The sequence below is a fragment of the Paenibacillus sp. strain BS8-2 genome (assembly GCF_054483835.1).
Genome location: NZ_CM137010.1, coordinates 1,573,781 through 1,599,367, shown reverse-complemented (window position 1 = coordinate 1,599,367; position 25,587 = coordinate 1,573,781). Strand labels below are relative to the sequence as shown.

Sequence of the window (25,587 nt, the reverse complement as noted above, 5' to 3'; positions counted from 1 at the left end):
GGCCCAAGGAGTTGACACTGCCCTGAGCCTGAACTTTGCCGCCCTCAAACTTGTAGACCGCCCGAATTAGTGCGTCTCAGTACGACTCAGTGCGGCTGCACCAAACGACAATCCCATGCCCGGCAAGGCATTTGCACAACAGTGCGGCAGTGCAGCTATTCGAGACCCAGCGCGTTCGTGACTCGGACAAATACATTCAAAAATGCACACTTTGAGAAAGGGGACATCCTGAAATGAAAGCAGACAATATTATCAAACTGCTCCTGTTGTCAGCAAAAATTATTGAAGCTATAGCTTCACGCAAAGGTAAGCGGTAAAACAGGGAACCCGTGAACGTCCAGCATAAAACGGTCAAGAAGCCTTCAGTACAAGCTGCCTTTGAAAAAAACATGAAATAGTGAGATAATCCGGTGTTTTCACGAGCAATTGAGACCCATCTTTCCTTTCTCGTTCGTTCCTTGACTACCTCCCGAACGTTTTGGCGTCGAAGTCCACCTGTAAAACCTTCACGAGCCTTCCGTGGACACCAACTCCCTGTCTGTCTTTTTGCCCGAATATCGGCTTTGAAGTGACTTCCGGAGTTCCGTAAAATGGGAACCACTTCAAGCAAAAAGGAGATGGTTGAAATGGAAAGTGAAGCAAGACAACTTGTCGTCGATGCGCTGGAGCGATTCTCGTCCGGCGAAGACAAAGGCGCTCCGTTCGAACGCACTGTGCTGCAAGCACTGTTGAAAGCCCGGGAGGATGACCCTGCCGAGTTTCAGCGGCTGAAAGTGATGATCGAGACCAGCGGAGTACCGAAACGCGACTTCAACGACGCATTGAAGCTGCACACCGCCAAGGAAGCAACGCCTTCGCATCTTGGCGGAGCCGCCCTGTCGCCCGAACGGATCGAGGAACTGGAACGCAAGGGCTTTGTCTGCGACCCTGTCAAGGGAATCTCAGACATCCATCCAAACCTGTTCGCCAAGCATGTTCTTCGAACGTTCGAACTGCGAATCACCAAGGGGGAACGCTTTTTCCTTTACGAGTGCGGCGTTTGGCGACTGCTTCCCGAAAAAACATTGCACCGGCGACTCGCCAAGTTGATCGAGCGGGAGCAGCCGGATGTCTGGCGACCGACTTGGGAGAGCGGCTACATGGCGACACTGGCGCGACTTGCCAAGCATGTTTCCGAGTTTGACGTGAACAAAGTCCATCTCAACTTGACGGACGGGATGTTCAACACCGAAACGTTCGAACTGGAGGAACACGATCCGGACTTTCACTCCAGCATCCAGAACCCCATCGAATACGATCTGGACGCGCAATGCCCGAGGTTTCTCACGTTTCTGAACGAGATTTTTCAAGGAGACCAACAGATCATCAAGGTCGTTCAAGAAATGATGGGATACTGCTGCACGGCGGAGACGAGGGCACACAAGATGTTCATTCTAGAGGGCATCGGCTCGAACGGAAAGTCAGTGCTGATCGAGGTCATCGAACACTTGTGCGGAAAGAAGAACGTCTCCCACGTGGCAATGAACGAGCTTAACCAGCCGTTCGCTCGCGCCGAACTGGTTGGGAAGCTGCTCAACGTGTCGTCCGAAAACGAGTTCAGCGAAAAGGGACTGAACACGCAGCAAATCAAGAGCATCACGGCGGGCGACGCGATTCGGGTGGAGAACAAGCACGAAAAAGGGTTCAGCTACCACCCAGTCTGCAAACTGCTTTTCGCCATGAACGCTCTGCCCGCCACTCTGGACAAGTCGCACGGTTTCTTTCGCCGACTTGTCATCGTTCCGTTCCGCAAAGTGTTCAAGGGCACGGAGGCTGACAGAATGTTGCTTGAGAAACTGCTGGTGGAACTTCCCGGCATCTTCAACTTTGCGATGGAAGGCTTGAAGCGACTCCAGGCCAACGACTTTGAGTTTTCTTCCTCGGACGCAATCGAGCAAGCTGTCGCCAACTACAAGAGCGAACAGAACCCCGTCATCACTTTTGTCTCGGATTACGTTGAGGCCGGAACCCCAAGCAACCGACTCGGCAAGAACGAACTGTTCGAACGCTTCCAGACGTGGTGCAGGCAACAAGGCGAAACGGACTTTGCCTTCAAATCGAATCGAAACCGCCGCGTCTTCTGGGCTGCGTTTCGAACGGCGCTGCTTGAAGCAGGACTGCCAACGCCTGCGGAGGCAACCAGCAACGGCTGGCGGTACTACCCTGGCTTGACCCTTCTGGACGAACGAAAGAAAGACATGGCCGACCTGTTCAACGAACTGAACGACGAGACAGAAGGAGAAGAAATGGAGGACTTGGTCGTCGAAGAACAACACGAAGACGACGTGGTTGCCCTCGAAGTCGATTTTCTCGTGAACGGATTTCTCAAGGGCTTAACCTTTGGCGAGTGGATGGAAAAGGAAGACGACTATTTTGACCAACATTCCTTCCGCTTTCAGCGGTTGGCTGTCGATGGCAACCCACTCTTTCAGGAACGTGTGACAGTTGCTTGAAGAACCTGGTTTTTGCCGCACAGCTGCACTCAGATGCAAGTTTCAACGCTGGCAAGGGAACTCGGCACGCCGCCGCGTGAACTAAGGTACACTTTGGTGCACTTGTGAAAGCAGCCGCAGTGCGAGTCAGTGCGGCATCAGTGCGGTTGTCTTCCCATGCCACGTAACAAAGGGCGACAGGGCGGCACTTTTCCGTACCGCCCCGCTCACCGAACACTCGAAAAAGGAGGCGACACGCGTTGCAACTGACCGCAACCATAACCGACAACTACCTAACGATGATCGAAATGCTCTCTGGAATCGTCAAGCGCCATCTCGCGAAACCATCCAAGAAGCCCGCTCGCGCCCAGATCGACGATCGCACGTTTCTGCTCGTCAGTGAGGCTCTGGAGCAAGAAGACGACGAGCAAACCGACTTTGAACTGACCGCAGAACTGCTAGGAACACAAGAGTTCAGGCGAATCGCATAAAACAAGGAGGACTTGACCATGACTTTGACAAAACGAAAGAAATCGCCTCTCACCGTGTTAAAGAACCCCTTCTCTACGGCAGTGGTTCACGTTGCCATTTACGCCAGAGTAAGCACCGAAGAACAAGCGGAACTGGGCTTTAGCATAGAAGCCCAGTTGGAGGAGATCAGGACACGTTGCAAGGAAGAACACAAAGTCGTGTTCAAAGAGTACGTCGATGCCGGAATCTCCGGCAAGTCGATCGAGAAACGTCCAGATCTCCTGCAGCTTCTGCAGGACATCGAGAGCGGAAAAGTGCAGGAACTCTGGCTCTGGAAGACCGACCGTCTCTCCCGAAAACTTTCCGATCTTCTGTTCATCATGGAACATCTCAAGCGCTACAACGTAACGCTTCGTTGCATTTCTGATGCCGAGTTCGACCAAACGACGTCGTCAGGGCGAGCCATGATGCAGATGATGGGGGTCATGGCAGAATACCAAAGAAACATCATCGTTGAGAATGTCCAAATGGGCATGAAACAGCGGGCCAGAAACGGCAAGTGGAACGGCGGTCAGGTGCTTGGGTACGACGTGGTTGAGGTTCCAGCAGGGAGCACTAAAGAGTCGCTCTTGCGCATTAACCCGATTGAGGCTGAACTGGTCAAGAAGATCTTTCGCATGTACGCCAGCGGCCAAGGACTTCGAAGCATCGCCAACCAACTGAACCACGATGGACACAAGACGAAGCCTGGCAACGCGTTCAGCAGCGTGGCGATCAAGACGATCATCAATAACCCGGTGTACGTCGGGAAGATCAGGTACAACGTGCGGGAGAACTGGAGCGAAAAGCGGCGCAAAGGAGTCAACCCGAACCCGATCGTCGTCGACGGCGAGCACGACCCGATCGTTTCCAATGACCTGTGGGAAACCGTCCAGGCTTTGTTCGCCAAGAAGTCGTTCTCCCCGTCACGCGTCTTCGACGGCACGTACCCCCTGACAGGGCTCCTGAGGTGCCCCCAGTGCGGGACGACGCTTGGAGCGCACCGCGTCCGCGACACGCTCAAGGACGGAACTGTAGTCAACCGAAGGTACTACGTCTGCAACAACTTCCGCAATCGTGGAAGCCGGGTTTGCAGTTCGAACTCCGTCCGGGCCGACATGGTCGAGAGCTTCGTCTTCGAGAGGCTTTCCGAGGCTGTCCAGAAGCCGAAAGTGCTAGAGGACGTCGTCAAGAAGATCAACCTAGAACGGACAAAAAGTGTCGCCCCTCTCCAGAAGGAACTGACGGCAATCGACAAGGAACTGGCAACCATCGAGAGCCAGCGCAAGCGGTTTTTCAAACTTTTCGAGACTAGCGGCGTGGACGACGACCTATTCGTAGAGCGGCTTAGCGAGTTGAAAGTCCAGCATGAACAACTCACACGAAGAAAAGCCGAAGTGGAGCGACAACTCACGGACAACACATCCGATCCCGTCCCGCTTCAACAAGTACGGCAGGCGCTCGCTCAGTTCCAAAGCCTACTCGAAGAAGCGCCTCCCGAAACGCAGAAGACGTTGCTCCAGACCGTGGTCAAGCAAGTCCACATGAAGGACAGACGCAAAGTCGCCGGGATAGAGCTAGAGTTTGACCCGACCGTCCAAAAGCATTTTTTTGAGCTTGCCCCTTCCGCCAAAACGGCGGAGGGGGCTTTTGCTTTCCGCAAGCAAAAGTCCCCCTCCAGATACCGCATCGTTTTGTGACCTCAAAAAGCTCGCATAAGCCCGTTTGCGCCGACTTTGCCACCTAGAGTGGCCTATCCCAAACCCTTGCCCGGCAATGCCCCTTTCCAATCCCGCTGCGAGATTTTCTGAAAAAACTTGCCGTTACTTGTGGTACGGTTCCCCCCGATTTATCTTCACCGCCCGATAAATCTGCTCCATCAGCACCAGCCGCATCAGCTGGTGCGGCAAGGTCATGCGCCCGAAGCTAAGCTTCTGCTGGGCGCGAGCCAGAACCGCGGGAGCAAGCCCATTGCTCCCGCCAATCACGAAGGCCACGTGGCTGCGCCCATACGTGGCCAGCTTATCGAGCTGCCCAGCGAGATCCTCGCTGGACCACAGCTCACCCCCGATCGCGAGCGCGACAACGTGAGCGTCCGGCTTCAGCTGCGCCAGAAGCCTCTCCCCCTCCCGCTCGCGCACCTGAGCCTCCTCCGCCGGACTCATCGTCTCCGGAGCCTTCTCATCGGGCACTTCCGTGAACGTTAGCTTCACGTAAGGCCCGAGCCGCTTGGCATACTCCGCTATGCCCTGCGTCAAATACTTCTCTTTTAGCTTGCCGACACTGGCAATCTGTATATGCATGATTGTCCACCTTCTATAACGATATGTAGTCCATTTTTCTTATAGCTCCAAGCATACCAAAACACATTCCAAATCAAAAGCCGCAGCCCCTAAGCCTCTTGCTCCGAACAAAACTTATCTCCTTGCAAGAATACATATGCTCAAGTCGAATGGGTCTAGCTAGCAATTGCCGTTGCCGTTGCCGTTGCCGTTGCCTTTGCCGTTGCCGTTGCCTTTGCCTTTGCCTTTGCCTTTGCCTTTGCCTTTGTCTTTACCTTTGTCTTTGCCTTTGCCTTTGCCTTTGTCATTATCGTTGTCGTTGTCGTTGCCTTCGCCTTTGTCATTATCGTTGTCGTTGTCGTTGCCTTCGCCTTTGTCATTATCGTTGTCGTTGCCTTCGCCTTTGTCATTATCGTTGTCGTCGTGTCTTTACACTCACACCAAAAACCCCCTAAAGTGTTGACTCTAGGAGGTCAAGCTTTAGGAGGTTAGGCATTAGGAGACACTGAGTATACGAATTAGTTGGAGAGTGTATTCGCCCATGCATCAACAGTCAACACCACAGCTTGCTGAGGGAACACCTTCTCAATAAGCACGCGATGAACCTCGGGATCCGCGTCGATGCAGGCATCCGACAGGACCGTAAGGGCATAGTCTTTGTCCGCCGCTTCCCTTATTGTCGATAGAACGACCCCACTCGTAGCAATGCCGCAGAGAATAAGCGAGTCGATCCCGCGAGCGCGAAGGATGAATTCGAGGTCGCTGCCGGCGAATGCGCTGACGCGAACCTTGGTGACAACGGGCTCGTCTGGCCCCGGTTGAACCGATTCGTGAATCTGCATCATCGCCTCCGGCACCGCCACTGCTCCCGCTCGGCTTGCTATACCACCGAACATTTTGTTTCTAGCACTGATCTCTGGATATCCTGGGCGGAATGCCACTCTTGCATAAATAACAGAGATGGAGTTGCTGCGTGCAGCTTCAATCGCCTTCTGAAACGGAAGAATGACTTCGTCATTGCTTACGTACCTCGATACGACGCTGTTTTGCATATCCATAACCAACAATGCGCTTTTGCTTGGTGAGTTTCCCAATTTTTATATTCTCCTTTCATTCCGTCACTAAACGGAGAAACTATTCCGTTTAATTATACGGAGAAAATTCTCCGTTTGTCAACATTCCATCTGTAAGGTAATATGTCTAGAGAGGAGAGGTGTATCCCAAGATGTCCACATTCCATCCATCAACCACTGGCGACGAGATCAACGCCCTTGGCATGTCCAAGCCTATAGATAAACCGTTACGGGCAGATGCCCAAAGAAATCGAGATAAACTGCTTCACGTCGCCCATAAGATGTTCAAATCCGAAGGGATCTCTATCTCTATGGATGAAATCGCCCGAAGTGCTGGAGTTGGCGTAGGTACGATTTATCGTCATTTCCCGACGAAGGAGGATTTGCTTGGTGCAATCATGACCGGTCACAAATCACGCCTGGCCGAACAAGCCGCGCACTGGCTTCGCCATGAGCATCCAGGAGAGGCTTTCTTTCAATATTTCGAAACGATTATTCGTGAAGGTGTCGCAAATAAAGTCATTACAGATGCGCTTATCAGCAACTTGGATATCCACACGGGACGTTCAGAGACGGCGATGCAGTTCTGGCAAGGGATCGAGGATCTGCTTGTTCGCGCCCAGCAACACGGCTCTGTCAGAGCGGATGCCCGTCTTGAAGATATTAAGGTCCTGCTCATTGGCCTGATGAAAGCTACCGAAGGCAGCGGGAGTTATCCTGACCGCGTTGTTTCGATTTTATGTGACGGCCTTCGTACTATCGTTACGGAGACCGGTCCATTTGCTCCCTAAGCTGCGCTTCCACTGGGCAGGCCCATTGCTCTTGCTCTGCCCATACCCATAACAAATAGCCACGCGGATTCAACCCTACGTGGCTATTTGATGTAGCTGCCAGGCGAATTCGTCCTCGCCCCTCTATATGCTATTCCTATTATTCCACTTCGCTATACAACCAAAAACGCGGCAGGCTCCTCACAGAAATCACATTTGCGGGGCGGGTCCCAATCGGCGAATTGTGTCTCCTTGAGATCAACGACATCCGGCGCGTCTTCATATTCGTCCACGAATCTCTCTAAAGCCTTCTCAATACACGGTTTGCATACACAATACATTCGTCACGTTCCTATTCCTTGTTAGTTAGGTTCAGGATAATCCTTGTCTATATCCCAGCATAACAGAACTTGTCCGCCTCTGTGAAGCCTCTTGCTGGCTTGCTTGCCTCGACTCTTCCGTTCCCCGGCTTACCCGCGCCGTCTTTTCTGATTCACCGCTTTGGTATCTGCCGGCCGCCACTGGACAAGCTGAATAAGCTGCTCCTGCATGTAGGATGCCGAATACACGAACCCGCCCTCGATCCAGTGGAACACAAGCCCCATTAATGCATTTAAGCTATAGACAAGACTAAGTTCCGGGTTAATGGTGGATTTTTCGTCATTGAAGGGTCCCAGATCTTCCACCATAATGCTCCGAATCGAACTAAACATCTTTTCCTTGATCATCGGCAGCGTCTCACTGTGAAACAATATCGAGTATACAGATTTCCTCTTGTCTATATGCTCAAAAATCGTCACCGAATGCGCTCCAAGCTCATCCACCCGAAAAATATCCACATCTGCATAAGGTGCCCGGAATGCGACGATCAATTCATCAATCAGCTCCGCAATAACTTCGGCGAGCAATCCATCCTTATTTTCATAATGAGCATAGAACGTCCCCCGATTATAATTCGCCGTCTCCACAATTTCCGTGATGGAGATATCCGAATAGCTCTTTCGTTCCATCAGCGCAAGGAGCGCTTCCTTCAGCGCCATCTTACTCCGTACCACGCGACGATCATTATCTCTTACTGGCACTTCTCCCCCGCCTTTCCAGCAAACGTTCTCCAACAATCCTTCCTCTACTGTCTATTATCGCACATTTGAAAACGTTTTATATATTGAAGCCATACCCTTACATCCATTATAGTAAATATAACAACTGTTCTGTATTGAACAATTGTTGATTATCAGTAAATTTTATTCCGATTGACCATACTACCCTCAGAGGAGGAATTACTCATGAAACTGACAGGTAAAGTAGCTATCGTAACAGGTGCCGCATCCGGTATGGGCAAAGCCATCGCATTACTTTTCGCATCGGAAGGCGCTAAGGTTGTCGTATCCGATCTCAATATCGAGAATGCTTCGAAGGTTGTCGAAGAAATTCAAGCAGGTGGTGGTACCGCACTTGCCGTTGCTGCCAACGTGGCCAAAGAAGAAGATGTACAACAACTGGTCGACGCCACTGTATCCGAATACGGTACATTAGATATCCTGATCAACAACGCTGGGATCATGGACAACTTCGTTCCCGCTGGTGATTTGACAGACGAGCTGTGGGATCGCGTATTCGCGGTCAACACGACAGGTCCTATGCGCACAATCCGCAAATCGTTGCCTATCTTCCTCGAGAAGGAAGGCGGCGTCATCGTTAACATCGCATCAGCTGGGGGCCTTAACGGCTCCCGCGCAGGTGCGGCCTACACAGCAGCCAAGCATGCTGTTGTTGGCTTGACTAAGAACGTCGGTTTCCAATACGCCGTCAAAAACATCCGTTGCAACGCCATCGCACCGGGCGGCGTCGCGACTAACATTGCGACATCCATCAATGCGCCGAATGAATTCGGTATGGGCCGCGCAATGGTAGGCATGGGCATTAACCCGCGCACGGGTACGCCGGAAGAAATCGCGAAGGTCGCACTATTCCTCGCTTCCGACGACTCCAGCTTCGTGAACGGCACAGTCGTAACGGCAGACGCAGGCTGGACAGCTTACTGAGCCGTCCGTTCTAAGTTGTCATAAGCCATCCTATTAAAGAATCGCCGTATTTCCTGCCAGGAAATACGGCTTTTCCTTTTACAGACCAAATAAACCGCCCCTGGCAAACGATCCAACGGATCATCGCCAGGGGCGGCTATCTCTTCTATGCTTAACCTTTTATTCTTCCTCTGCGGCACTTTCAGCCAGCTTGAGCTTGGTCTGCTTAAGCTCGCCGTCTCGGTAATACGAAATTTCGATCGTATCGCCGATCTTTTTCTTACTGTAGAGATATTTGCGAAGCTCCATCGTACTTTTAATTGCTTGCCCATCCAGCTCGACGATTACATCGTTGAACTTCAGCCCCGCTTTGAGCGCAGGACCGACGGACTCCAGCACAATCACACCGGACAACACATGATCAGGCAACAATAGATCGTCGGCCGGCTCTATCGGCTCCTCTTCGTCCGCTGGAGCCTCTTGCTCCTGATTGCCCGCTCCATCGCCTTCTTCGCCTTCCGCTTCGCCGAACAGCCCCTCCAGCTCGCTCATATCCTGCTGACGCCAGTATTGCTCCAGATCAAGCGTGTAGACGCCAAGGTACGGACGGGAGACGAAACCGTGCTCCATCAGCTCTTCGAGAACAGGCATTGCTTTATTAATGGGGATGGCGTACCCGATGCTTTCTACGCCGAAGTCGGCTATTTTCATACTATTGATGCCAACAACGCGACCGTTCAGATCAATCAGCGGTCCGCCGCTGTTGCCCTGGTTAATAGCAGCGTCGACACGGATCACTTCCTGCTCCCAGTCGATCACGCCGTTCTGATTAAGCGATACAGGTACGATCTCTTCGATGACGCTGACTACGCCCATCGTAATGGACTCGCCCATGCCGAGCGGATTGCCGATCGCCATTACGAATTCCGCTTTGCGAAGCGCCGAAGAATCGCCGATCTCCGCAACGGTATCAATTCCTTTATCATCAATGGCCAGCACAGCCAGATCGGTAATCTGGTCTTCGCCAACAACTGTCGCTTCTCTAACCTCACCGTTCGTCAGTACGGCACGTACACGCTGAGCGCCCGCTACCACATGATAATTGGTCACAATGTACGCCTTACCGTCCTTCTTCTTAATAATAGCGCCTGAACCAACGCCTGCTTCGCGCAGTACGCCTTCGCCTTCCTTCGCTTCGTCGCCTTCGAGCTTCTCGCTGCCGAGCCCGAAACCAAATAGCTGCTCGTTGATAATACTCACAACTGCCGGACTGACCTTTGCAGCGGCATGAATCGCCCGCTCCGAAGGATCTCCCGTTGTGATGAGTCCGCTTGGTGAATTGCCGCCTTTGCCGCTTGCCGGCTCGCTCCCGCCAAACCCTCCGAAGATCGCCCCGAAGAGCAGCGTAGCCGCAACCGCACTCGTGAATGAAGAGATAAACGCGATGCGTACGTTCGACCACTTGCGTTCACCGCTTCTGTATGGAAACCTGGTGTCTTCCCGTCTGCTCTGCCTAACGGTTCGCTTGGACACCTTGGTTGAATAGAAATCATCGTCGAATATGCTCATCGGAATCGCTCCTCTCCTTGGAACCGAAGCCTATCTCTTTTTTGCAATCATAGGAATGTTTTCGGAAGAATTGATTAAAATAATAATAGATTCAATAGCAGCAGCAACAACATTTTTTAAACAAGGAGAGATGTCTATGAAACGGAACGCACCTGCCTCTTGGGAACAGGTTCAGCTAGTGGCCAAGCTGGCCGATCTCAAGGAGGATCACTATCGCACCGTCCTTACGCTCAGCGCCATGCTGGAGCTGTTCATCGACAAAGGCTTGCTGACCCGCGAAGAGCTTACCGCCAAGGCGGAGCTGCTGGACGAGCAACTGGAGAGTCTGATTTCCTCTTCACTTCATCCCATGGCGTAGGTCGGTCATGGTACGTATGACGAAGCGGAAACTCATCTTGCTTATAAAATATTCCGTGATTCTCCAATATAGAATTGACCGTTAGCATCGCCAAATCCATTTGGTTGTGGTCAAGACTGAGATGCGCCAGATAGACGCGTTTCGTTCTGTCTGTCATTAGCTCCAGCAGCGCTTCGCCTGCTGCAACATTGGATAGATGGCCTACGTCGCTTAAGATACGACGTTTGATGTTCCAGGGATAACGTCCCATACGGAGCATCTCGGTATCATGGTTCGACTCTAGCACGAGCACGTCCGAATCGATAATCTGACGTTTGACCTTCTCGCTCACATACCCGAGATCCGTTGCGAGACTCAGCTTCTCGCCGGCCTCCTCGAAGCAATAACCAACGGGCTCCGCCGCGTCATGCGAGATCGGATACGACTGCATCTGCAGCGAGCTGAAGGACAACGCCTCTCCCGACTCCATAATGACTCGTTTCTCCGGTGCAATGGTACCGACTAGCCGTTCCATGGCGTTCCAAGTCGCTTCGTTCGCATAGATTGGAACCCCGTGCTTCCGGGCGAATGCGCCTAATCCCTTAATATGATCAGAATGCTCGTGCGTCACGACCAAGGCGTCAATCTCATGCGGACTAACGCCTCGCTCGCGCATGAGCTCCTCCAGCTTCTTCATGCTGAGACCCGCGTCGACCATAATCGTTTTGTCATTACTTTGTACGATGGTGCAATTCCCCGTCGAACCGCTCCCCAGCACTGTAAATCGAAGTCCCAAACCTTCCAATCCCTTCTCCTGCTACCCATTCGGCAACACCTGATATATGAGGTTGTTCCAACAATGCGCTCTCCATTACGAAGTCAACCACCTATGAAACTCGCAATCTATAACAATCGCATGTGCAGTCAGATTGAGTAGGACCAAGCACGACTCTACTCTATCTAACCATGACAAGCCGCAGCCCTTCCATGCTAATATATTCCCAATTAGGAGTCGCATCGCCGACTCGTTCGCTTCCATATTCGCAACTGCTGGTTATTTCTCTTCTATCTGTCTATTGTAACATTCTAATGGACCTGCGTGTCTTTAAGTTATCCGATAATCACTAAATCTTTGGACATTATAAAAGGGAAAGTCGGGGCGCATTAACTTCCCGACTTGTCATCCCCTTCATTCGGTTCGCCTCCGCCATCCGTAGCTACTTCACCACTAATGGCATTCACATAATATACGTTGCCGTCCTCGAGCATGACTCTCCAGGATGGCGTTGACACCTGCTTCTCCGAATCAAAGATTTGCCCATGATAGCCTAGCTGAATATCCGTAATGACCGAGCCCTCCGGCAAGTATGTCTCGATTAAGCTCGCCACGATCTTCGATGCGGGAAGCACCTGCTTCTCCTCACCTCTGCCAATCAGCTCCACACGATCCTGCAGGAAGCCTGTAATCTTCAAGTTACTGTTGTAGAGCTCCAGCTCTACATTAAACATAGGCAGTCCATCGACCATTCGGTGGAGAACAAAGACGCCTTCCCGGCTATTATGAATATCGTATACATAATGCTCGAGTTCAGGCACCTGATCGCCGATCGCCTTGATGAGCTGACCCTTGCTAAAGTTCAAGGCGCTGTCGACCGGCTTCTCCAGCGGTGTTGGGACAGGCTTCTGATGGACATCGGAGTGAAGCAGGTACGTCAGGTCGCCTAGCTTAGGCGTATCAGAGGGCAAATTCGCCGAAGAAGCAAACGTAATTCGTTTCTGCTGCATAAGCAGCACCTTATCCTGCGGAAGCTCCGCCGAGTTTACGTTGGCGTCCAATTGCTCCCTGATATCGTTGAACAGCTGATACCCTAGAAGGACGTTCAGCATGAGAAACGACATAATCAACACACTTTTTGCTCTGCCCCAATCCAATTCCCATCACCTCCCGCAACATGGCTCGCGTTACCGCTTATACCTCGTCCCCTATTTCCTCGCCCGCCGCATACATGACTACTCAGTATTGCTTACTGTACCTGCAGCCTCGGTCTTCACGTCATTGAGCGGTTCCACCGGCGACGAGCTGTCTTGCTCCGCACCATCCATCAGGTCTGACGGAGCGGTTCCTAAATCCGTCCCCTGATCAACGAAACTGCTGCCGATATCTAGACGATTAGCAAGCAAGCCGGCAAGGCCTGCGTCGTCTGGACCAGTTCCAGAGACAGCGCCCGCACTACCGTCTGAGCCAACTCCATGACTGCCACTGCCGGCGCTCCCCTGTGCTTGTCGCTCATTACCACTCTGCTCTCTGGGAGATCGTAGTCCGCCCGAATTCAAAGCTACTTGACCCGCTGCTGACTCCGAGCCGTCAGACGCTTCTGTCCCTTGCGAATCCGATACCTCGCCGGTTGTTTGTCCCGGTGATGTTCCGTCACCCGCTCCTTGTCCGTTAGATGCCTCGTCTGTCTGAGGAGGAGGTGGTTTGTATCCTATCGGATATGCCTCCGTTAGAATTTCCTCCGTTCCATCCGCCAGCCTTACAGCCCATACAGGCTCAAAGCTAATTCGGTTATCCTCGAGGAGCGACGACCTCAGCGCAGGGAACAGTGCCGTCACCTCGCCTTGTCGCGCATACTTATGATACAGCCCTTTAAGCGCCTCGCCGCCAGCCAGCCAACGCACCGTACGCGATTCCGACTGCTCTGCCAACGTAATAAGCGATCGCGAATATTCCGTCACGACGCCTTGCTGCAGCGTCAGCTGAATATTGCCGTAATTGAACAGTTCGTTATCGATGATCGGATATTGCTCCACATACTTGCGGAAGGTCACCTTCCTCATCTCATCCTCTACCGGAGAACCGGTCAATGCATGTGAACCGTCCCAGCCGCCATGCTCATTAATAAAGTCCACCGATGCGTACACATTCTCGCTTGGCATAACGCCATTGCTCTGCGTCGCAGCCGGGTTCGTGTAGTTGATCCACAGACCATTCTGATCCACCTGCAACCCGCGTTTGCCATCGGCAAAGATCTGCGAGCCGCTTCGGTCGACAATAGCCCTTGTTGTGCTGGCGTCGAAGAATAGGCTCCGCTGCATTTGCTCCGGCGAATATGTCTCGAACGGGAAAATCATCGAGGTCGCTTGCAGCGACTCCTTCGGCAGATACAAGTCGCCAGCCATCATCGTATACTCCGGCAGATGTTGACCGAAGCCAACATAATCCTGTACATCGCGCACTGTTAAGTCGGCACGAACGGACTCGTAGACGATCCCTTCCTCACTGCTGAAGAAGAAGGTCCGGATCTCTTCCGTATCCGTTGTTTTGAAGATCCAGATGCGGTCGATTCGGTCATTGAGGAACAACAGATCTCCTTCGAGCTTCAGCAGCTTCTGCAGCAGATCGACGGCGATGCCGCTTCCGAATCTCAATTCGATGCCGATATCGTTTTTCCGCACTTCGTTCCAGTCGAGCAGCGTAATCGGGCTGCGCTGGAACCCCTTGAATTCACGTCCCATCAGACGCTCCTCCAAGATCATCTCGTAGAACTGCGTATTCGGGTAGAGTACGGTATGACGGTCTTCGCCCATATGAATAATCAATTCTTCTGGGAATATCGTGTTCTCCACATGCGAAGTTGTCCCGAGCCGCTCCGCATTAATATAATCGAGATCGCTCCGTACGGTCGCCACTAGCCCCGGCATGCTGTATGCCAGCAGATAACTCTGGAGCAGGCTGAGTACTACCAGCGCGATTAACACCCCTGTTTTGACTCGCTCTATCATTCGGGCTCCCCTCCTTCCTGAAGCAAAGGAAGCGTGAATGTGACTTTCGTGCCTTCATTAAGCTCCGAATACAACGCAATTGTGCCTCCATGCGCCTTGACGATTTCCCGGGCAATCGACAAACCTAGTCCCGTCCCGCCCATATTGCGGGATCTCGCCTTGTCTACCCGATAGAATCGGTCAAAAATTCGCGAAAGATCCTTCTTAGGGATACCAATTCCCGTATCCTTCACGCTGATCTCTAGTGACGACCCATCCGCCGTACGGCGTGCAATTAGGCCGATCTGACCGCCATCGAGCGTATATTTGATCGCATTGGATATCAGATTATCCAGCACCTGATCGATCTGATCGCGGTCCAGCCAAGCGTTCTTAAGACCCCGCTCCACTCCGACGTTAGCCGAGATCGACTTCTGTCGCAGTTGGAAGGAGAAGCGGTCGGCCACTTCGTCCAGCATATCGTGAATATTGGTTTGACGTCGGCGCAGCGGCGCCTGATTGGAGTCGAGCCGAGACAGATGGAGCAGATCCGTTACGAGACGGATCATCCTCTCGGTTTCATTGCTGATAACACCAACGAATCTCGCCGATAGCTCCCGCTCCTCGAGCGCACCGTCCCCGAGCGCTTCCGCATAACTTTTGATCGTCGTTAACGGAGTACGCAGCTCATGTGATACGTTGGCAACGAATTGACGACGGGACTGCTCCAGCTTCTCCTGCTCCGTAACATCCTGTAATACCGCGATGGTGCCCGTGATGCCCTTGCCTCTGCGATGAATCGGCGTAAACGTAACCTTCAGCGTCGAATCCCCTGATTCAACCGTTTGTCCATCCTCCTGCGCATCCCGATGAAGCAGGATCGTCTGACCGCGTCCTTGCTCGAGCACGGACAGCTTATCGGGTTCGAGACCTAACAGCTCCGATAGCTGGGCACCTTGGAACGTCTCTACGTCGAGCAGCTCCAGCGCGCGGCGATTCCATACGATGATGACTCCTCGCTCGTCGGCGGCAACTACGCCGTCGCTCATATTGGAGAGTACCGATACCAGCTTCTCATTCTCTTCTTCATTCGCTGACAATGCTTCCTTCAGTCGTATCGTCATATCATTGAATGCCATACTAAGACGCCCGATCTCATCGTCCCCGAGTACCGGTGATTTGAGGTCAAATCGCCCATCTGCAACAGCTTCGACCTGTCTGGTCAATCCTTTGATCGGATTGGTGATCGTATGTGCCAACAAGATGCCAAGTACGCCCGTCAGTCCAAGCGCAATTAACGTCCCCGAGAAAAAGATCTGATTCACCCGATTGACCGTTACGTACAGCTCTGTCATAGACGCCACGACATACACGGCCCCTACGACTTTATCGTTGTAGGTGACGGGCAGCGCAAGCATCTTTTTGCGGGTGTTATCTTCATCAATAATTTCTTCCTCGTTATCCGAAATATTCTGCAGCGCCCGGCTCACCGCCAGCGACTTGTTCTTCTGCCCGATATACGACTGGTGGACCTGCAACGAAGTCGCGACAAGCCTTCCGTTAGCATCGAGCACCTGAACTTCGGCTCCGCTGATGCTGAACAGATTGCGCACGACCAAGTTGAGGTCTTCTGTCGTATTATCGGCTGAATCGCCATCGCCCTCCTGATTCGGAAGTAAGCTCGGCGCAGCGAATTTGGCCAGAATATCCGCCTGCTCCCTCAGATTGTTGGTGAAGGTCGTAATAAGCGAGTTCTTGACCGTACTGATGAAATAAACGCCGATAAGCTGCATCGCCACGAGTATCAGCAGCAGGTAAATAATGACGAGCTTGACCTGAATGGTCCGGAAGAAGCTCTGTCCCTTCATCCCTGCCCGAAACCTCCCGACTTCGCATTACGCATCATATATCCTAATCCTCGCCGCGTCATAATATATTCCGGACGGCTTGGATCATCCTCGATCTTCTCGCGCAGACGACGAATCGTAACATCCACCGTACGAACGTCGCCAAAGTATTCGAAGCCCCATACAGCCTGCAGCAAGTGCTCTCGTGTCATAACCTTGCCGCTGTTGCGCGCCATGTAATGGACTAGCTCGAATTCGCGGTGCGTCAAGTCCAGTGGTTCGTTGTTCTTGTATACGACATACATATCCGTATCGATAAAGAGGTTAAACAGCTTGAACCCCTGCTGATCCGCATGAGGATCAAGGCTTGCCGATTCTTCGGCGGCGCCTTCGCCTTGTTTGTCGCTCTTCGTCTGGCGGCGCAGATGAGCCTTCACCCTTGCGAGCAGCTCACGCGTGCTAAAGGGTTTGGTTACATAATCGTCAGCGCCCAGCTCAAGACCAAGCACCTTGTCAATCTCGGTGTCCTTAGCTGTGAGCATAATAATTGGCATATTAAGCTTGGAGCGCACCTCGCGGCACACATCCATACCATCCTTAACCGGCAGCATCAAGTCCAGCAGGATAAGATCCGGCTGCTCCTCGAATGCGAGTCTAACCGCCTCGCCGCCGTCGAACGCGCAGATCACCTGATGCCCTTCCTTCTCCAAATTAAACTTCAATATATCTGCAATCGGCTGTTCGTCATCGACCACCAAGATTTTACCGTGCATCGTTACCCACCGCCTGTCGCTTGTCCAATTGATTTGCTTATATTCTAACATACAGTGGCACTGCGTTTACAATGAATTTCCCCTCATATCGGGCAAATAGGCAAGAATATCCTCTGCATCCCACTGCAACTATTTTTTGCCCAGCGCGTCCATAATAAAAGAAGCACCTCAAGAACAATAATGTCCCGAGATGCTTCAATATGGATCCAATTGGATAATAGATATTATAAGTACTTAAGCGGGTTTTGCATAACGCCGTTTTTGTGTACTTCGAAGTGCAGATGTGTACCAGTCGAATTGCCCGTGTTCCCCATGATGCCGATGGAATCACCTTTCTCCACCTTATCACCTTTGCTTACCTTGTAGGAACTCAGATGTCCATACACTGTTTTGTAGCCGTTCTGATGATTAATGATAATACACTTGCCAAGGCCTTCCTTCGTGCCGACGAATTCGACGACGCCGTTATCGGCAGCCTTAATTGTTTTGTTGCCGATCATATCGATGCCGTTATGGCTGCGACCCCAACGTGAGCCGAACTTGCTTGTCAGTCGCGCGCCGGATACCGGCCATATGAATCGTCCCGTGCCTTCGCCAAGCACAACCATTGTGCCCTTCTCAATCACGGTAGCAGTTGGTTCCTTCAATACTTCTTTATTGATTAGCTCTTCCGTCACGACATAACCGTTTTCCTTCTTGATGCTGTACGTCAGTCGTTGTTCACCTTCAACGCCTTGCGTGATCGTCTTGGATTCGCCAACACGCATCTTCGCATTTTTTACGTATTCGATAGGCACGGCAATCTTCTCAAGTTCTACAAGATTTTCGGTTGTTACGACCGTCAGCTCCGGCAGTTGGACAGTCAGGTCCAGCTCGTCTCCGATTGTAATCTTGTCATCTTTGATCCATGTATTATTCTGACGAATAAAATCGGATGTAATGTCGAATTTCTGAGCGATACAGCCTACGCAGTCGCCTTCTTGCACAACATACTTGGTTGGCTTGGTGCTGCCTGTAATAATTTTCTTGTAGATGTCCTCTGCTGTAGCAATGCTTGCTGGATCGGTCTCAATTTCTGCGATCGCAACATCCTCTACGAATTCGACATCCGTTATGACACGACCTGGCTTCGTCAAATCGGGAGCCGCTTCAGACTTTGCAGTCTCTTCGTTTGCATCATACGACAATGTAGTTACTGATTTGCCGTCTTTCTTGGCAGCAAGCTCAGGTGCATATTTGCTCTGCACTCTTGCTAGAATACCATCTGCCGTTTCTTGATCCTTCACAATGCCAATGACGTTGCCGTCAATCTTGACTTCCACGCCTACCGCATGAGAGGATGTTGTGCTCTCCAGCTTGGCAAGTGTCGTCTCCGTATCTGGAACTGCCTTAAACGCACGGTCGCTTACGTATGTAATCTCCCCAGTGTCCAGCTCCATGTTCACATCCGGGTTAGCCTGCTGCACTTCTTGCGTCTTCGACACAATCCACTGCTCTACCTCATCCGGTGTTCCTACTGTCCCTACTTCTACGTCGTCCATATATACATGATAGAATTCAAAAGTATTTCGTTCTACATATTGCGAGTATTGCTGATAGCCAATAAGGCCCGCTGCTGTTAGAACAATTGCCGCTCCACCGATCCATAGAGTCGTTTTCTTCCGCCAGAAGGGGGTAGATACAACCACGTCTGCGGTCTGGAGTTCGGTCTTGCTATCCAAGCCTTGAGAGTCTTTACGTCGAAAGTATCGGGTCGTTTGTTCCCATACATTCTTCATACGACTCATATCCCTGAAACCGGTCATGATAGTCTCCTTTTCGCTTCGCTTCTGAAAGATTTATGTGCTCTTACACAAGAAAAAAGGCGAATGCTCCCGTCGGATCACTCGCCTAATACTTTAACACAAGCCTAACAAATGGGGCAACCATTGCCATCATAACGTAATATTAATATTTTTTCAGAATATCCATCATACTCTCGTATTCCTGCGTGTCGAGATACTGCGCCATAATCTGCTCGATGTTTGTCACTTCGCGTTCTGTAAGCCCTTCCTCCATGTAGAGAGAGATCTGCTGCAGCTGTTCTTGAGGCAGCTTGGTGAGGAGAAGATCGAACAGCTTATTCTTGTCTTCGTCGCTCATTTTGTCCTTCGTCTCCGTCAATTCGTCTGTTGATAGAGCCGTCTCCGTACCGTCGGTACCGCCTATCCCCTCGACTGTGCCACCTGATTCGTCCGTTCCTGTCCAACCCTCTGCAGCGCCACCAACCTCATCTGATTCTGAGCCGCTGCCTGGTGAATCGGCACTGCCTGCCGCGCCGCTGCCCTTGCCAACCCCGACATCCGTCAGCGCAGGTTCCTCGACCTCGCCGAACGCTTCTTCAGCTTCTATCGGATCAGACTCTTTCTCTGCCGTGTTGTCATTGCCGTCATCTTCACTGCCTTGGCCTTCTGCAACGTTCTCCTCTTGTTCGGTCAAATGGGGCTCAGAGCCCCATAACTTACCCCATACGCCCGACATCGCCATCGGCGGCACATCGATAGGCAATTCGTACTGCTTAAGCACCGACTCCAGATAACTCGTCACGATATACCCCGTCGTCCATATCGACAAAAAACTAAGGATCAGCCCCGCTGCTACCAGCTTAGCCAACCATGTCAATCCTCTTAACATCCCATCATCTCCTAGACCCGGCCAGGCCAGTCCACACCAAGCCGTTCGTTCCTATCTATCAGTATGGTCAAGGTTAAGAGAGGACATTCCGTCCAGGCAAAAAAACAGCCATTGCTCTCAGAGTCTCATGAACTCCGCCAGCAATGGCTGTATGGCTGTATTAAATTAGTAGATCGAACGTACTGGGTTCGTCTGCTCACGGTTACGACCGACAGAGAAGATCGCGATCGGGATTCCTGTCAGCTCAGAGACACGATTCAGATAGTTCAACGTGTTAGTTGGCAGATCCTCAAGCTTCTTGGCGCCCGAGATATCCTCGCTCCAGCCTGGGTACTCCTCGTACACCGCTTCGCACTCGGCAAGCATCTTGAGGTTCGCTGGGTAGTGCTCGATGATCTCATCGCGGTACTTGTAGCCCGTACAAATCTTAACCGTTTCGAGACCTGTCAGCACGTCCAGCGAGTTCAGCGACAACCCTGTGATGCCGCTGACGCGGCGTGCATGGCGGACGACAACTGTGTCGAACCAGCCTACACGACGTGGACGACCCGTAACGGTGCCATACTCATGACCTTTGTCGCGGATCAGTTGACCAATTTCGTTGTCTTGTTCTGTCGGGAAAGGTCCATCGCCTACGCGAGTTGTGTATGCTTTCGCTACGCCGATAACCTGTTGGATCTTCGATGGTCCAACGCCGGAACCGATACATACGCCGCCAGCCGAAGGGTTGGAGGACGTTACGAACGGGTATGTGCCTTGGTCGATATCGAGCATCACGCCTTGCGCGCCCTCGAAGAGAACTTTTTTGCCTTCGTCAATTGCATCGTTAAGCACAACCGAAGTATCCGTCACGTACTTACGAAGCACTTCTGCATATTCGAGGTAATCCTTTACTATAGCATCGCCGTCAAGCGCTTCGCCGCCGTATACCTGTTGAATCAAGTTGTTCTTCTCCACGATGATCGAGCGTACGCGGGATTCGAACTCCTCGGCATCCATCAGATCACTGATTCGAATACCGTTGCGAGCAGCCTTGTCCATGTAGCATGGGCCAATGCCTTTGCGCGTCGTGCCGATCTTGTTGTCGCCCTTACGATCCTCTTCGAGACCGTCTAGCACCAGATGATACGGCATAATAACATGCGCGCGATCGCTGATTTTCAAGTTCTCAGTCGAGAATCCGTTCTCATGAATATAATTAATTTCGTCGATCAGCGCGGCTGGGTTAATAACCATTCCGTTACCGATGACGCAAGTTTTATCGTGATTGAAAATACCGGATGGAATCATCGTTAATTTGTACTTCTTATTGTCGATGAGAATGGTGTGTCCGGCGTTGTTTCCTCCTTGGTAACGAGCAACAACGTCAGCTCCCTCTGCTAGGAAGTCGGTGATTTTGCCTTTCCCTTCGTCTCCCCACTGCGTACCGACAACAACAACCGTAGACATAATCATACCCCCGTTCGATGTACCTTGACATCGAAAATTACCGTCATGCGGCGACTCCGCATTATTCACGGAGGCTTTGGCCTGAAGACAGCATTTATAGTTTAGCAGTGCAGCAGACAGAAGTCAAACAAAAAACGAACAATTGTGCAGACGCCTACACAATTGTTCGGATATTTACGATGCTTGCGACGGATCGTGATGAGTCCGGTCCAAGTTGACGAATTTATTGAAGTTTTTGAGGAAAACCAGCTCAACCGTGCCGACTGGCCCGTTCCGCTGCTTGGCGAGTATAATCTCGATAATGTTCTTCTTCTCCGACTCTTTGTCGTAATAATCGTCCCGGTATAAGAACGCGACAATATCGGCATCCTGCTCGATCGATCCGGATTCCCGAAGGTCGGACATCATCGGGCGTTTGTCCTGCCGCTGCTCGACACCCCGGCTGAGCTGAGACAATGCGATAACCGGAACCTCAAGCTCCCTGGCGATCATCTTAAGCGTACGCGAGATCTCCGATACTTCCTGCTGACGATTCTCGCCGCCTTTGCCGCGGCCCTGAATGAGCTGCAGGTAGTCGATCAGAATCATGCCGAGACCGCGCTCCTTCTTAAGCCGCCGACACTTCGCACGAATGTCGGCTACCGTGATGCCCGGCGTATCGTCGATAAAGATCTGCGCTTCTGACAAGGCGCCAATCGCCATCGTCAGCTTCTCCCAGTCGTCACCCTCCAGGCTGCCTGTCCGCATCCTTGTAGCGTCTACGTTGGCCTCGGCGCATATAATACGCTGGACGAGCTGTGCCGCTGACATCTCCAGCGAGAAGATGGCGACCGTTTCCTTCGCTCTAACGCCCACGTTCTGAGCGACGTTAAGCGCAAAGGCGGTCTTGCCGACGGAAGGACGCGCCGCCACGATAATCAGGTCGCTTCGTTGGAAGCCTGCCGTCATCTTATCAAGGTCGACGAAGCCGGACGGAATACCCGTCGTGCCCCCCTTGTTGGTATACAAGAACTCGACCTTCTCGAAAACTTCCATTAATACGTCTCGAATGGAGATGAAGCCGCTGCTGGAGCGACGATTCGATATCTCGAGAATCTTCTTCTCCGCGTCGCTGAGCAGCACGCCGACATCCTCGGCGTTGGCGTAACCATCCGACACGATATTGGTCGCCGTCCGGATCAATCTGCGCAGCATCGACTTTTCTTCAACGATCTGGGCGTAATAATCGACGTTGGCTGCTGTTGGCACCGCATTGGCCAGCTTCGCCAAGTAGCTGACGCCGCCAATCTCCTCCAGCAACCCTTGATCTTGAAGATGCGCCGTCAGAGTGACGAGATCGACCGGTTGGTTGTTCTCGCCTAGCTCGATCATCGCTTCATAGATACGGCCGTGGCCGCTGCTGTAGAAATCCTCGCTGCGTACACGTTCCATCGCGGTAATAAGTGCTTCCGGCTGGATGAGAATCGCGCCGATGACAGCCTGTTCCGCTTCCATATTCTGTGGCGGAACCCGGTCGAACATTAATTCGTTACTCACTTCGGACATCTCCTTTCTATTTAAGTTGCGCCATTTGCAGCTTTGTTACGCACGTATATTGTCTAACATGGCTCTGCTTGGCCAATCTTATTCTTCAGCCGTCTGCACATTCAGCTTCGCTTTGACTTCCGGATGCAGCTTAACCGGCACTTGCGTAACGCCAAGCGTACGGATCGGATCCTCAAGCTCGATCTTGCGCTTGTCGATTTTGAAGCCAAGCGCCGCAAGCGCCTCCGCTACCTGCTTGCTCGTAATGGCGCCGAATAGACGTCCACCCTCGCCAGCTTTCGCTTTCACGACAATGGTCGTGTCTTCAAGCTTCTTAGCAAGTGCTTGCGCATCCTCTTTTTCCTTTGCTTTGCGCTTCACTTCCGAAGCCGTCTGAAGCTCCAGCGTCTTCAGGTTGCCGTCGGATGCGGCCTTTACCAAACCCTTAGGCAGAAGGAAATTACGTACGTACCCTTCAGAGACTTCCTTAACCTCGCCCTTTTTACCTTGACCCTTTACGTCTTGCAAGAAGATTACTTTCATTCGAATAACCCCTCTTCCGATTCGATTTGATGCAGCACTTTCTTCAGCTTGCCTGCAACTTCATAGACTGTGCCTTCCATTTGTGCCGCCGCGTTGGTCAAATGACCGCCGCCGCCCATGCGCTCCATGACGACCTGCACATTGATGCCGCCTAACGAGCGCGCACTGATGCCGATTAGCCCGTCCGGTCTTTCACCGATGACGAAGGAAGCCAGAATATCGGTCATATTCAGCAACGTATCCGCTGATTTCGCTATGAGCAGCTGCGAATTGCGTACACCTTGTTCGACCACCGCAATCGCGATATGGTCATAAAGTACTTCCGCATGTTTAATGATTTCGGCCTTGCTGACATAACCCTCAAGATCCTCCTGCAGCATACGCTGTATCACCATCGGATCAGCTCCGCCCCGCCGCAAGAACGAGGCCGCCTCGAACGTCCGCGCACCCGTGCGCATCGAGAAGCTCTTCGTGTCCACCGTAATGCCGGCCAGCAGCGCAGTTGCTTCTCTAACATCGAGTCCCACACGATCATGGATATATTGCAGCAGCTCCGTGACAAGCTCGCAAGTAGATGAAGCATATGGCTCCATGTATACTAGTATCGCGTTATTAATAAATTCTTCGCCCCTGCGATGATGGTCGATAACGACGATCCGATCGGTGAGCGTCAGCAGCTTAGGCTCCTTCACCAAGGATGCCTTATGCGTATCGACAACAACAGCAAGCGATTGCGGCGTCATCAGCGTAAGCGCCTGTTCTGGCGAGATAAATCGCTTGGATAGCTTTTCTTCTTCGCGCAGCAGTTCCATTAACTTGTCGATGGAAGGATTGATGCCTTCCAAGACGATGTATGCTTCTTTGCCGAACAACTGTGCCGCTTTCAGCACACCCACTGCAGCTCCGATCGCATCCATATCCGGGAATTTATGACCCATAATGATGATATTATGGCTCTCCTTCATCAGATCGCGCAGCGCATGTGCGACGACACGCGCTCGTACGCGCGTGCGCTTCTCTACGGCATTGCTCTTGCCACCATAGAACGACTGACGACCCGCGACTTTAACTGCCGCTTGATCACCGCCGCGACCGAGTGCGATATCGAGGCTCGTATGCGCCCACCCGCCAAGCTCCGTTATTTGTTCGGCACCAGCGGCGAAGCCGATACTCAGCGTTACCGGAATTTTCTGTTCACCGGCCATCTCCCGTACTTCGTCCAGAATAACGAACCGCGAGTGCTCCAGCTGGCGAAGCGTCTTTTGGTCGGTGATGAGCAGGAAGCGGTCGGATGTCAGACGTTTTAGATAAATTTTGTACTGCTGTGCCCACTCCGTAATCTCAGTCGTCACCTTGGACAACATCGTACTTCGTTGATGATCATCCAATCCTTGCGTGACTTCCTCTAGGTTGTCGATCATTACGACGCCAAGCGATAGCTTCTCGTCCTCATATTTGCGGCCGAGCTGCCATAGCTCCGTGATGTTCTTGACGTACAGGATCTTCTCCTTCGGACGGAAGATCAACTGGTACATTTGCGAGCCGATCGCCGCTTCCATGATGCCGTCGCGTTCCTTGTCCTTGGCATGCTGCAGCGTCGGGAATAACTCCGTCAATGGCATGCCGATCACGTTGTCCTTCTCGAATATCTTGGCGATATACGGGTTGTGCCACTCTACCACTCGATCTTCCTGATATAAAATAATGCCGAACGGCAATTCGCTGATCACGTCATTGCCGCCTTTCTTCACACGGTAAGACAACGTTCCCAGATAAACCTTAAGATCCTTGCGGAACGCCCGCTCCGCAAAGAAACTATAGATGCCTACTCCGATGGTAAGGAGCAGGCCGGCAAGTCCGGCCGCCCAGTGGAACCAGGCAAGCAACCCGGACAGCAGGGCGAGTACGGACAGCGCGGCGGCATGGTGCATGCCATGCCATCTCGTCAATAGAAACTTGGGCATAAAACATATCGCTCCT

At 52.1% G+C, this 25,587-nt stretch carries 23 protein-coding genes; 6 read left to right on the top strand and 17 right to left on the bottom strand.

Going from position 1 to position 25,587, the window contains the following annotated elements:
* Positions 1 to 626: 626 nt before the first annotated feature.
* The 3 genes from ACX1C1_RS07075 to ACX1C1_RS07065 all read left to right on the top strand — a co-directional run bounded on the left by ACX1C1_RS07075 (position 627) and on the right by ACX1C1_RS07065 (position 4,681).
* Entirely contained in the window at positions 627 to 2,492 is a 1,866-nt protein-coding gene (locus ACX1C1_RS07075; protein ID WP_458956409.1) for a DNA primase family protein, read from the top strand.
* Positions 2,493 to 2,731: 239 nt separating this feature from the next.
* Complete coding sequence (locus ACX1C1_RS07070) at positions 2,732 to 2,962, top strand: hypothetical protein (protein ID WP_458956408.1); 231 nt, start codon at positions 2,732 to 2,734, stop codon at positions 2,960 to 2,962.
* An 18-nt stretch (positions 2,963 to 2,980) separates the two neighbouring features.
* Entirely contained in the window at positions 2,981 to 4,681 is a 1,701-nt protein-coding gene (locus ACX1C1_RS07065) for a recombinase family protein (protein WP_458956407.1), read from the top strand.
* Between the two features lie 123 nt (positions 4,682 to 4,804).
* On the opposite strand, the gene rlmH is transcribed toward ACX1C1_RS07065, so the two are convergent.
* From rlmH to ACX1C1_RS07050, 3 genes are all read right to left on the bottom strand, one after another.
* Positions 4,805 to 5,284, bottom strand: coding sequence for a 23S rRNA (pseudouridine(1915)-N(3))-methyltransferase RlmH (rlmH, locus tag ACX1C1_RS07060; protein ID WP_458956406.1), 480 nt, complete (start codon positions 5,282 to 5,284; stop codon positions 4,805 to 4,807).
* 155 nt (positions 5,285 to 5,439) lie between these two features.
* The gene (locus tag ACX1C1_RS07055; RefSeq protein WP_458956405.1) at positions 5,440 to 5,673 is read right to left on the bottom strand and encodes a hypothetical protein; all 234 of its coding nucleotides are present in this window, start codon (positions 5,671 to 5,673) and stop codon (positions 5,440 to 5,442) included.
* Between the two features lie 108 nt (positions 5,674 to 5,781).
* Entirely contained in the window at positions 5,782 to 6,357 is a 576-nt protein-coding gene (locus ACX1C1_RS07050; protein WP_458956404.1) for a cysteine hydrolase family protein, read from the bottom strand.
* Positions 6,358 to 6,488: 131 nt separating this feature from the next.
* Between ACX1C1_RS07050 and ACX1C1_RS07045 the strand changes: the two genes are divergently transcribed.
* Positions 6,489 to 7,127 (top strand): TetR/AcrR family transcriptional regulator, encoded by a 639-nt coding sequence (locus ACX1C1_RS07045; RefSeq protein ID WP_458956403.1) that lies wholly within the window; start codon positions 6,489 to 6,491, stop codon positions 7,125 to 7,127.
* Between the two features lie 152 nt (positions 7,128 to 7,279).
* On the opposite strand, the gene ACX1C1_RS07040 is transcribed toward ACX1C1_RS07045, so the two are convergent.
* Complete coding sequence (locus tag ACX1C1_RS07040; RefSeq protein WP_458956402.1) at positions 7,280 to 7,447, bottom strand: CxxH/CxxC protein; 168 nt, start codon at positions 7,445 to 7,447, stop codon at positions 7,280 to 7,282.
* Between the two features lie 129 nt (positions 7,448 to 7,576).
* Positions 7,577 to 8,188, bottom strand: a complete 612-nt coding sequence (locus ACX1C1_RS07035) for a TetR/AcrR family transcriptional regulator (protein WP_458956401.1) — start codon at positions 8,186 to 8,188, stop codon at positions 7,577 to 7,579.
* A gap of 204 nt (positions 8,189 to 8,392) precedes the next feature.
* On the opposite strand from ACX1C1_RS07035, the gene ACX1C1_RS07030 reads away from it, so the two are divergent.
* The gene (locus tag ACX1C1_RS07030; RefSeq protein ID WP_458956400.1) at positions 8,393 to 9,151 is read left to right on the top strand and encodes an SDR family oxidoreductase; all 759 of its coding nucleotides are present in this window, start codon (positions 8,393 to 8,395) and stop codon (positions 9,149 to 9,151) included.
* A gap of 159 nt (positions 9,152 to 9,310) precedes the next feature.
* Here the strand turns inward: ACX1C1_RS07030 and ACX1C1_RS07025 are convergent, their stop codons facing one another.
* On the bottom strand, positions 9,311 to 10,699 hold the full coding sequence (locus ACX1C1_RS07025) for a S1C family serine protease (RefSeq protein ID WP_458956399.1): 1,389 nt from the start codon (positions 10,697 to 10,699) through the stop codon (positions 9,311 to 9,313).
* A 136-nt stretch (positions 10,700 to 10,835) separates the two neighbouring features.
* Between ACX1C1_RS07025 and ACX1C1_RS07020 the strand changes: the two genes are divergently transcribed.
* Positions 10,836 to 11,057 (top strand): hypothetical protein, encoded by a 222-nt coding sequence (locus ACX1C1_RS07020; protein ID WP_458956398.1) that lies wholly within the window; start codon positions 10,836 to 10,838, stop codon positions 11,055 to 11,057.
* On the opposite strand, the gene ACX1C1_RS07015 is transcribed toward ACX1C1_RS07020, so the two are convergent.
* From ACX1C1_RS07015 to ACX1C1_RS06965, 11 genes are all read right to left on the bottom strand, one after another.
* The gene (locus ACX1C1_RS07015; RefSeq protein WP_458957613.1) at positions 10,984 to 11,832 is read right to left on the bottom strand and encodes an MBL fold metallo-hydrolase; all 849 of its coding nucleotides are present in this window, start codon (positions 11,830 to 11,832) and stop codon (positions 10,984 to 10,986) included. The genes ACX1C1_RS07020 and ACX1C1_RS07015 overlap by 74 nt on opposite strands.
* Positions 11,833 to 12,200: 368 nt before the next feature.
* Complete coding sequence (yycI, locus tag ACX1C1_RS07010) at positions 12,201 to 12,968, bottom strand: two-component system regulatory protein YycI (protein WP_458956397.1); 768 nt, start codon at positions 12,966 to 12,968, stop codon at positions 12,201 to 12,203.
* Between the two features lie 78 nt (positions 12,969 to 13,046).
* On the bottom strand, positions 13,047 to 14,819 hold the full coding sequence (locus ACX1C1_RS07005; RefSeq protein WP_458956396.1) for a YycH family regulatory protein: 1,773 nt from the start codon (positions 14,817 to 14,819) through the stop codon (positions 13,047 to 13,049).
* Complete coding sequence (gene walK, locus ACX1C1_RS07000; RefSeq protein ID WP_458956395.1) at positions 14,816 to 16,666, bottom strand: cell wall metabolism sensor histidine kinase WalK; 1,851 nt, start codon at positions 16,664 to 16,666, stop codon at positions 14,816 to 14,818. The genes ACX1C1_RS07005 and walK overlap by 4 nt, the downstream gene beginning before the upstream one ends.
* On the bottom strand, positions 16,663 to 17,418 hold the full coding sequence (gene yycF, locus ACX1C1_RS06995) for a response regulator YycF (RefSeq protein ID WP_458956394.1): 756 nt from the start codon (positions 17,416 to 17,418) through the stop codon (positions 16,663 to 16,665). Before yycF ends, walK begins: the two co-directional genes overlap by 4 nt.
* 224 nt (positions 17,419 to 17,642) lie before the next feature.
* Entirely contained in the window at positions 17,643 to 19,223 is a 1,581-nt protein-coding gene (locus ACX1C1_RS06990) for a peptidoglycan DD-metalloendopeptidase family protein (protein WP_458956393.1), read from the bottom strand.
* A 142-nt stretch (positions 19,224 to 19,365) separates the two neighbouring features.
* Positions 19,366 to 20,091: a hypothetical protein gene (locus ACX1C1_RS06985; protein ID WP_458956392.1), complete on the bottom strand. Its 726-nt coding sequence runs from the start codon at positions 20,089 to 20,091 to the stop codon at positions 19,366 to 19,368.
* Between the two features lie 165 nt (positions 20,092 to 20,256).
* A complete protein-coding gene (locus ACX1C1_RS06980) occupies positions 20,257 to 21,540 on the bottom strand; it encodes an adenylosuccinate synthase (RefSeq protein WP_458956391.1) in 1,284 nt (427 codons plus the stop codon).
* A 174-nt stretch (positions 21,541 to 21,714) separates the two neighbouring features.
* Complete coding sequence (gene dnaB, locus ACX1C1_RS06975) at positions 21,715 to 23,085, bottom strand: replicative DNA helicase (protein WP_458956390.1); 1,371 nt, start codon at positions 23,083 to 23,085, stop codon at positions 21,715 to 21,717.
* Between the two features lie 78 nt (positions 23,086 to 23,163).
* Positions 23,164 to 23,607, bottom strand: coding sequence for a 50S ribosomal protein L9 (gene rplI / locus ACX1C1_RS06970; protein ID WP_458956389.1), 444 nt, complete (start codon positions 23,605 to 23,607; stop codon positions 23,164 to 23,166).
* Entirely contained in the window at positions 23,604 to 25,571 is a 1,968-nt protein-coding gene (locus ACX1C1_RS06965; RefSeq protein WP_458956388.1) for a DHH family phosphoesterase, read from the bottom strand. The genes rplI and ACX1C1_RS06965 overlap by 4 nt, the downstream gene beginning before the upstream one ends.
* Between the last annotated feature and the right edge of the window lie 16 nt (positions 25,572 to 25,587).

Bases quoted from the DNA above. Each gene is read 5' to 3' on its own strand.
- ACX1C1_RS07075 (WP_458956409.1), top strand. From the start codon at position 627: ATGGAAAGTGAAGCAAGACAACTTGTCGTCGATGCGCTGGAGCGATTC.
- ACX1C1_RS07065 (WP_458956407.1), top strand. From the start codon at position 2,981: ATGACTTTGACAAAACGAAAGAAATCGCCTCTCACCGTGTTAAAGAAC.
- rlmH (WP_458956406.1), bottom strand. From the start codon at position 5,284: ATGCATATACAGATTGCCAGTGTCGGCAAGCTAAAAGAGAAGTATTTG.
- ACX1C1_RS07055 (WP_458956405.1), bottom strand. From the start codon at position 5,673: ATGACAAAGGCGAAGGCAACGACAACGATAATGACAAAGGCGAAGGCA.
- ACX1C1_RS07045 (WP_458956403.1), top strand. From the start codon at position 6,489: ATGTCCACATTCCATCCATCAACCACTGGCGACGAGATCAACGCCCTT.
- ACX1C1_RS07040 (WP_458956402.1), bottom strand. From the start codon at position 7,447: ATGTATTGTGTATGCAAACCGTGTATTGAGAAGGCTTTAGAGAGATTC.
- ACX1C1_RS07030 (WP_458956400.1), top strand. From the start codon at position 8,393: ATGAAACTGACAGGTAAAGTAGCTATCGTAACAGGTGCCGCATCCGGT.
- ACX1C1_RS07025 (WP_458956399.1), bottom strand. From the start codon at position 10,699: ATGAGCATATTCGACGATGATTTCTATTCAACCAAGGTGTCCAAGCGA.
- ACX1C1_RS07020 (WP_458956398.1), top strand. From the start codon at position 10,836: ATGAAACGGAACGCACCTGCCTCTTGGGAACAGGTTCAGCTAGTGGCC.
- ACX1C1_RS07005 (WP_458956396.1), bottom strand. From the start codon at position 14,819: ATGATAGAGCGAGTCAAAACAGGGGTGTTAATCGCGCTGGTAGTACTC.
- walK (WP_458956395.1), bottom strand. From the start codon at position 16,666: ATGAAGGGACAGAGCTTCTTCCGGACCATTCAGGTCAAGCTCGTCATT.
- yycF (WP_458956394.1), bottom strand. From the start codon at position 17,418: ATGCACGGTAAAATCTTGGTGGTCGATGACGAACAGCCGATTGCAGAT.
- ACX1C1_RS06990 (WP_458956393.1), bottom strand. From the start codon at position 19,223: ATGACCGGTTTCAGGGATATGAGTCGTATGAAGAATGTATGGGAACAA.
- ACX1C1_RS06985 (WP_458956392.1), bottom strand. From the start codon at position 20,091: ATGTTAAGAGGATTGACATGGTTGGCTAAGCTGGTAGCAGCGGGGCTG.
- ACX1C1_RS06980 (WP_458956391.1), bottom strand. From the start codon at position 21,540: ATGTCTACGGTTGTTGTTGTCGGTACGCAGTGGGGAGACGAAGGGAAA.
- dnaB (WP_458956390.1), bottom strand. From the start codon at position 23,085: ATGTCCGAAGTGAGTAACGAATTAATGTTCGACCGGGTTCCGCCACAG.
- rplI (WP_458956389.1), bottom strand. From the start codon at position 23,607: ATGAAAGTAATCTTCTTGCAAGACGTAAAGGGTCAAGGTAAAAAGGGC.
- ACX1C1_RS06965 (WP_458956388.1), bottom strand. From the start codon at position 25,571: ATGCCCAAGTTTCTATTGACGAGATGGCATGGCATGCACCATGCCGCC.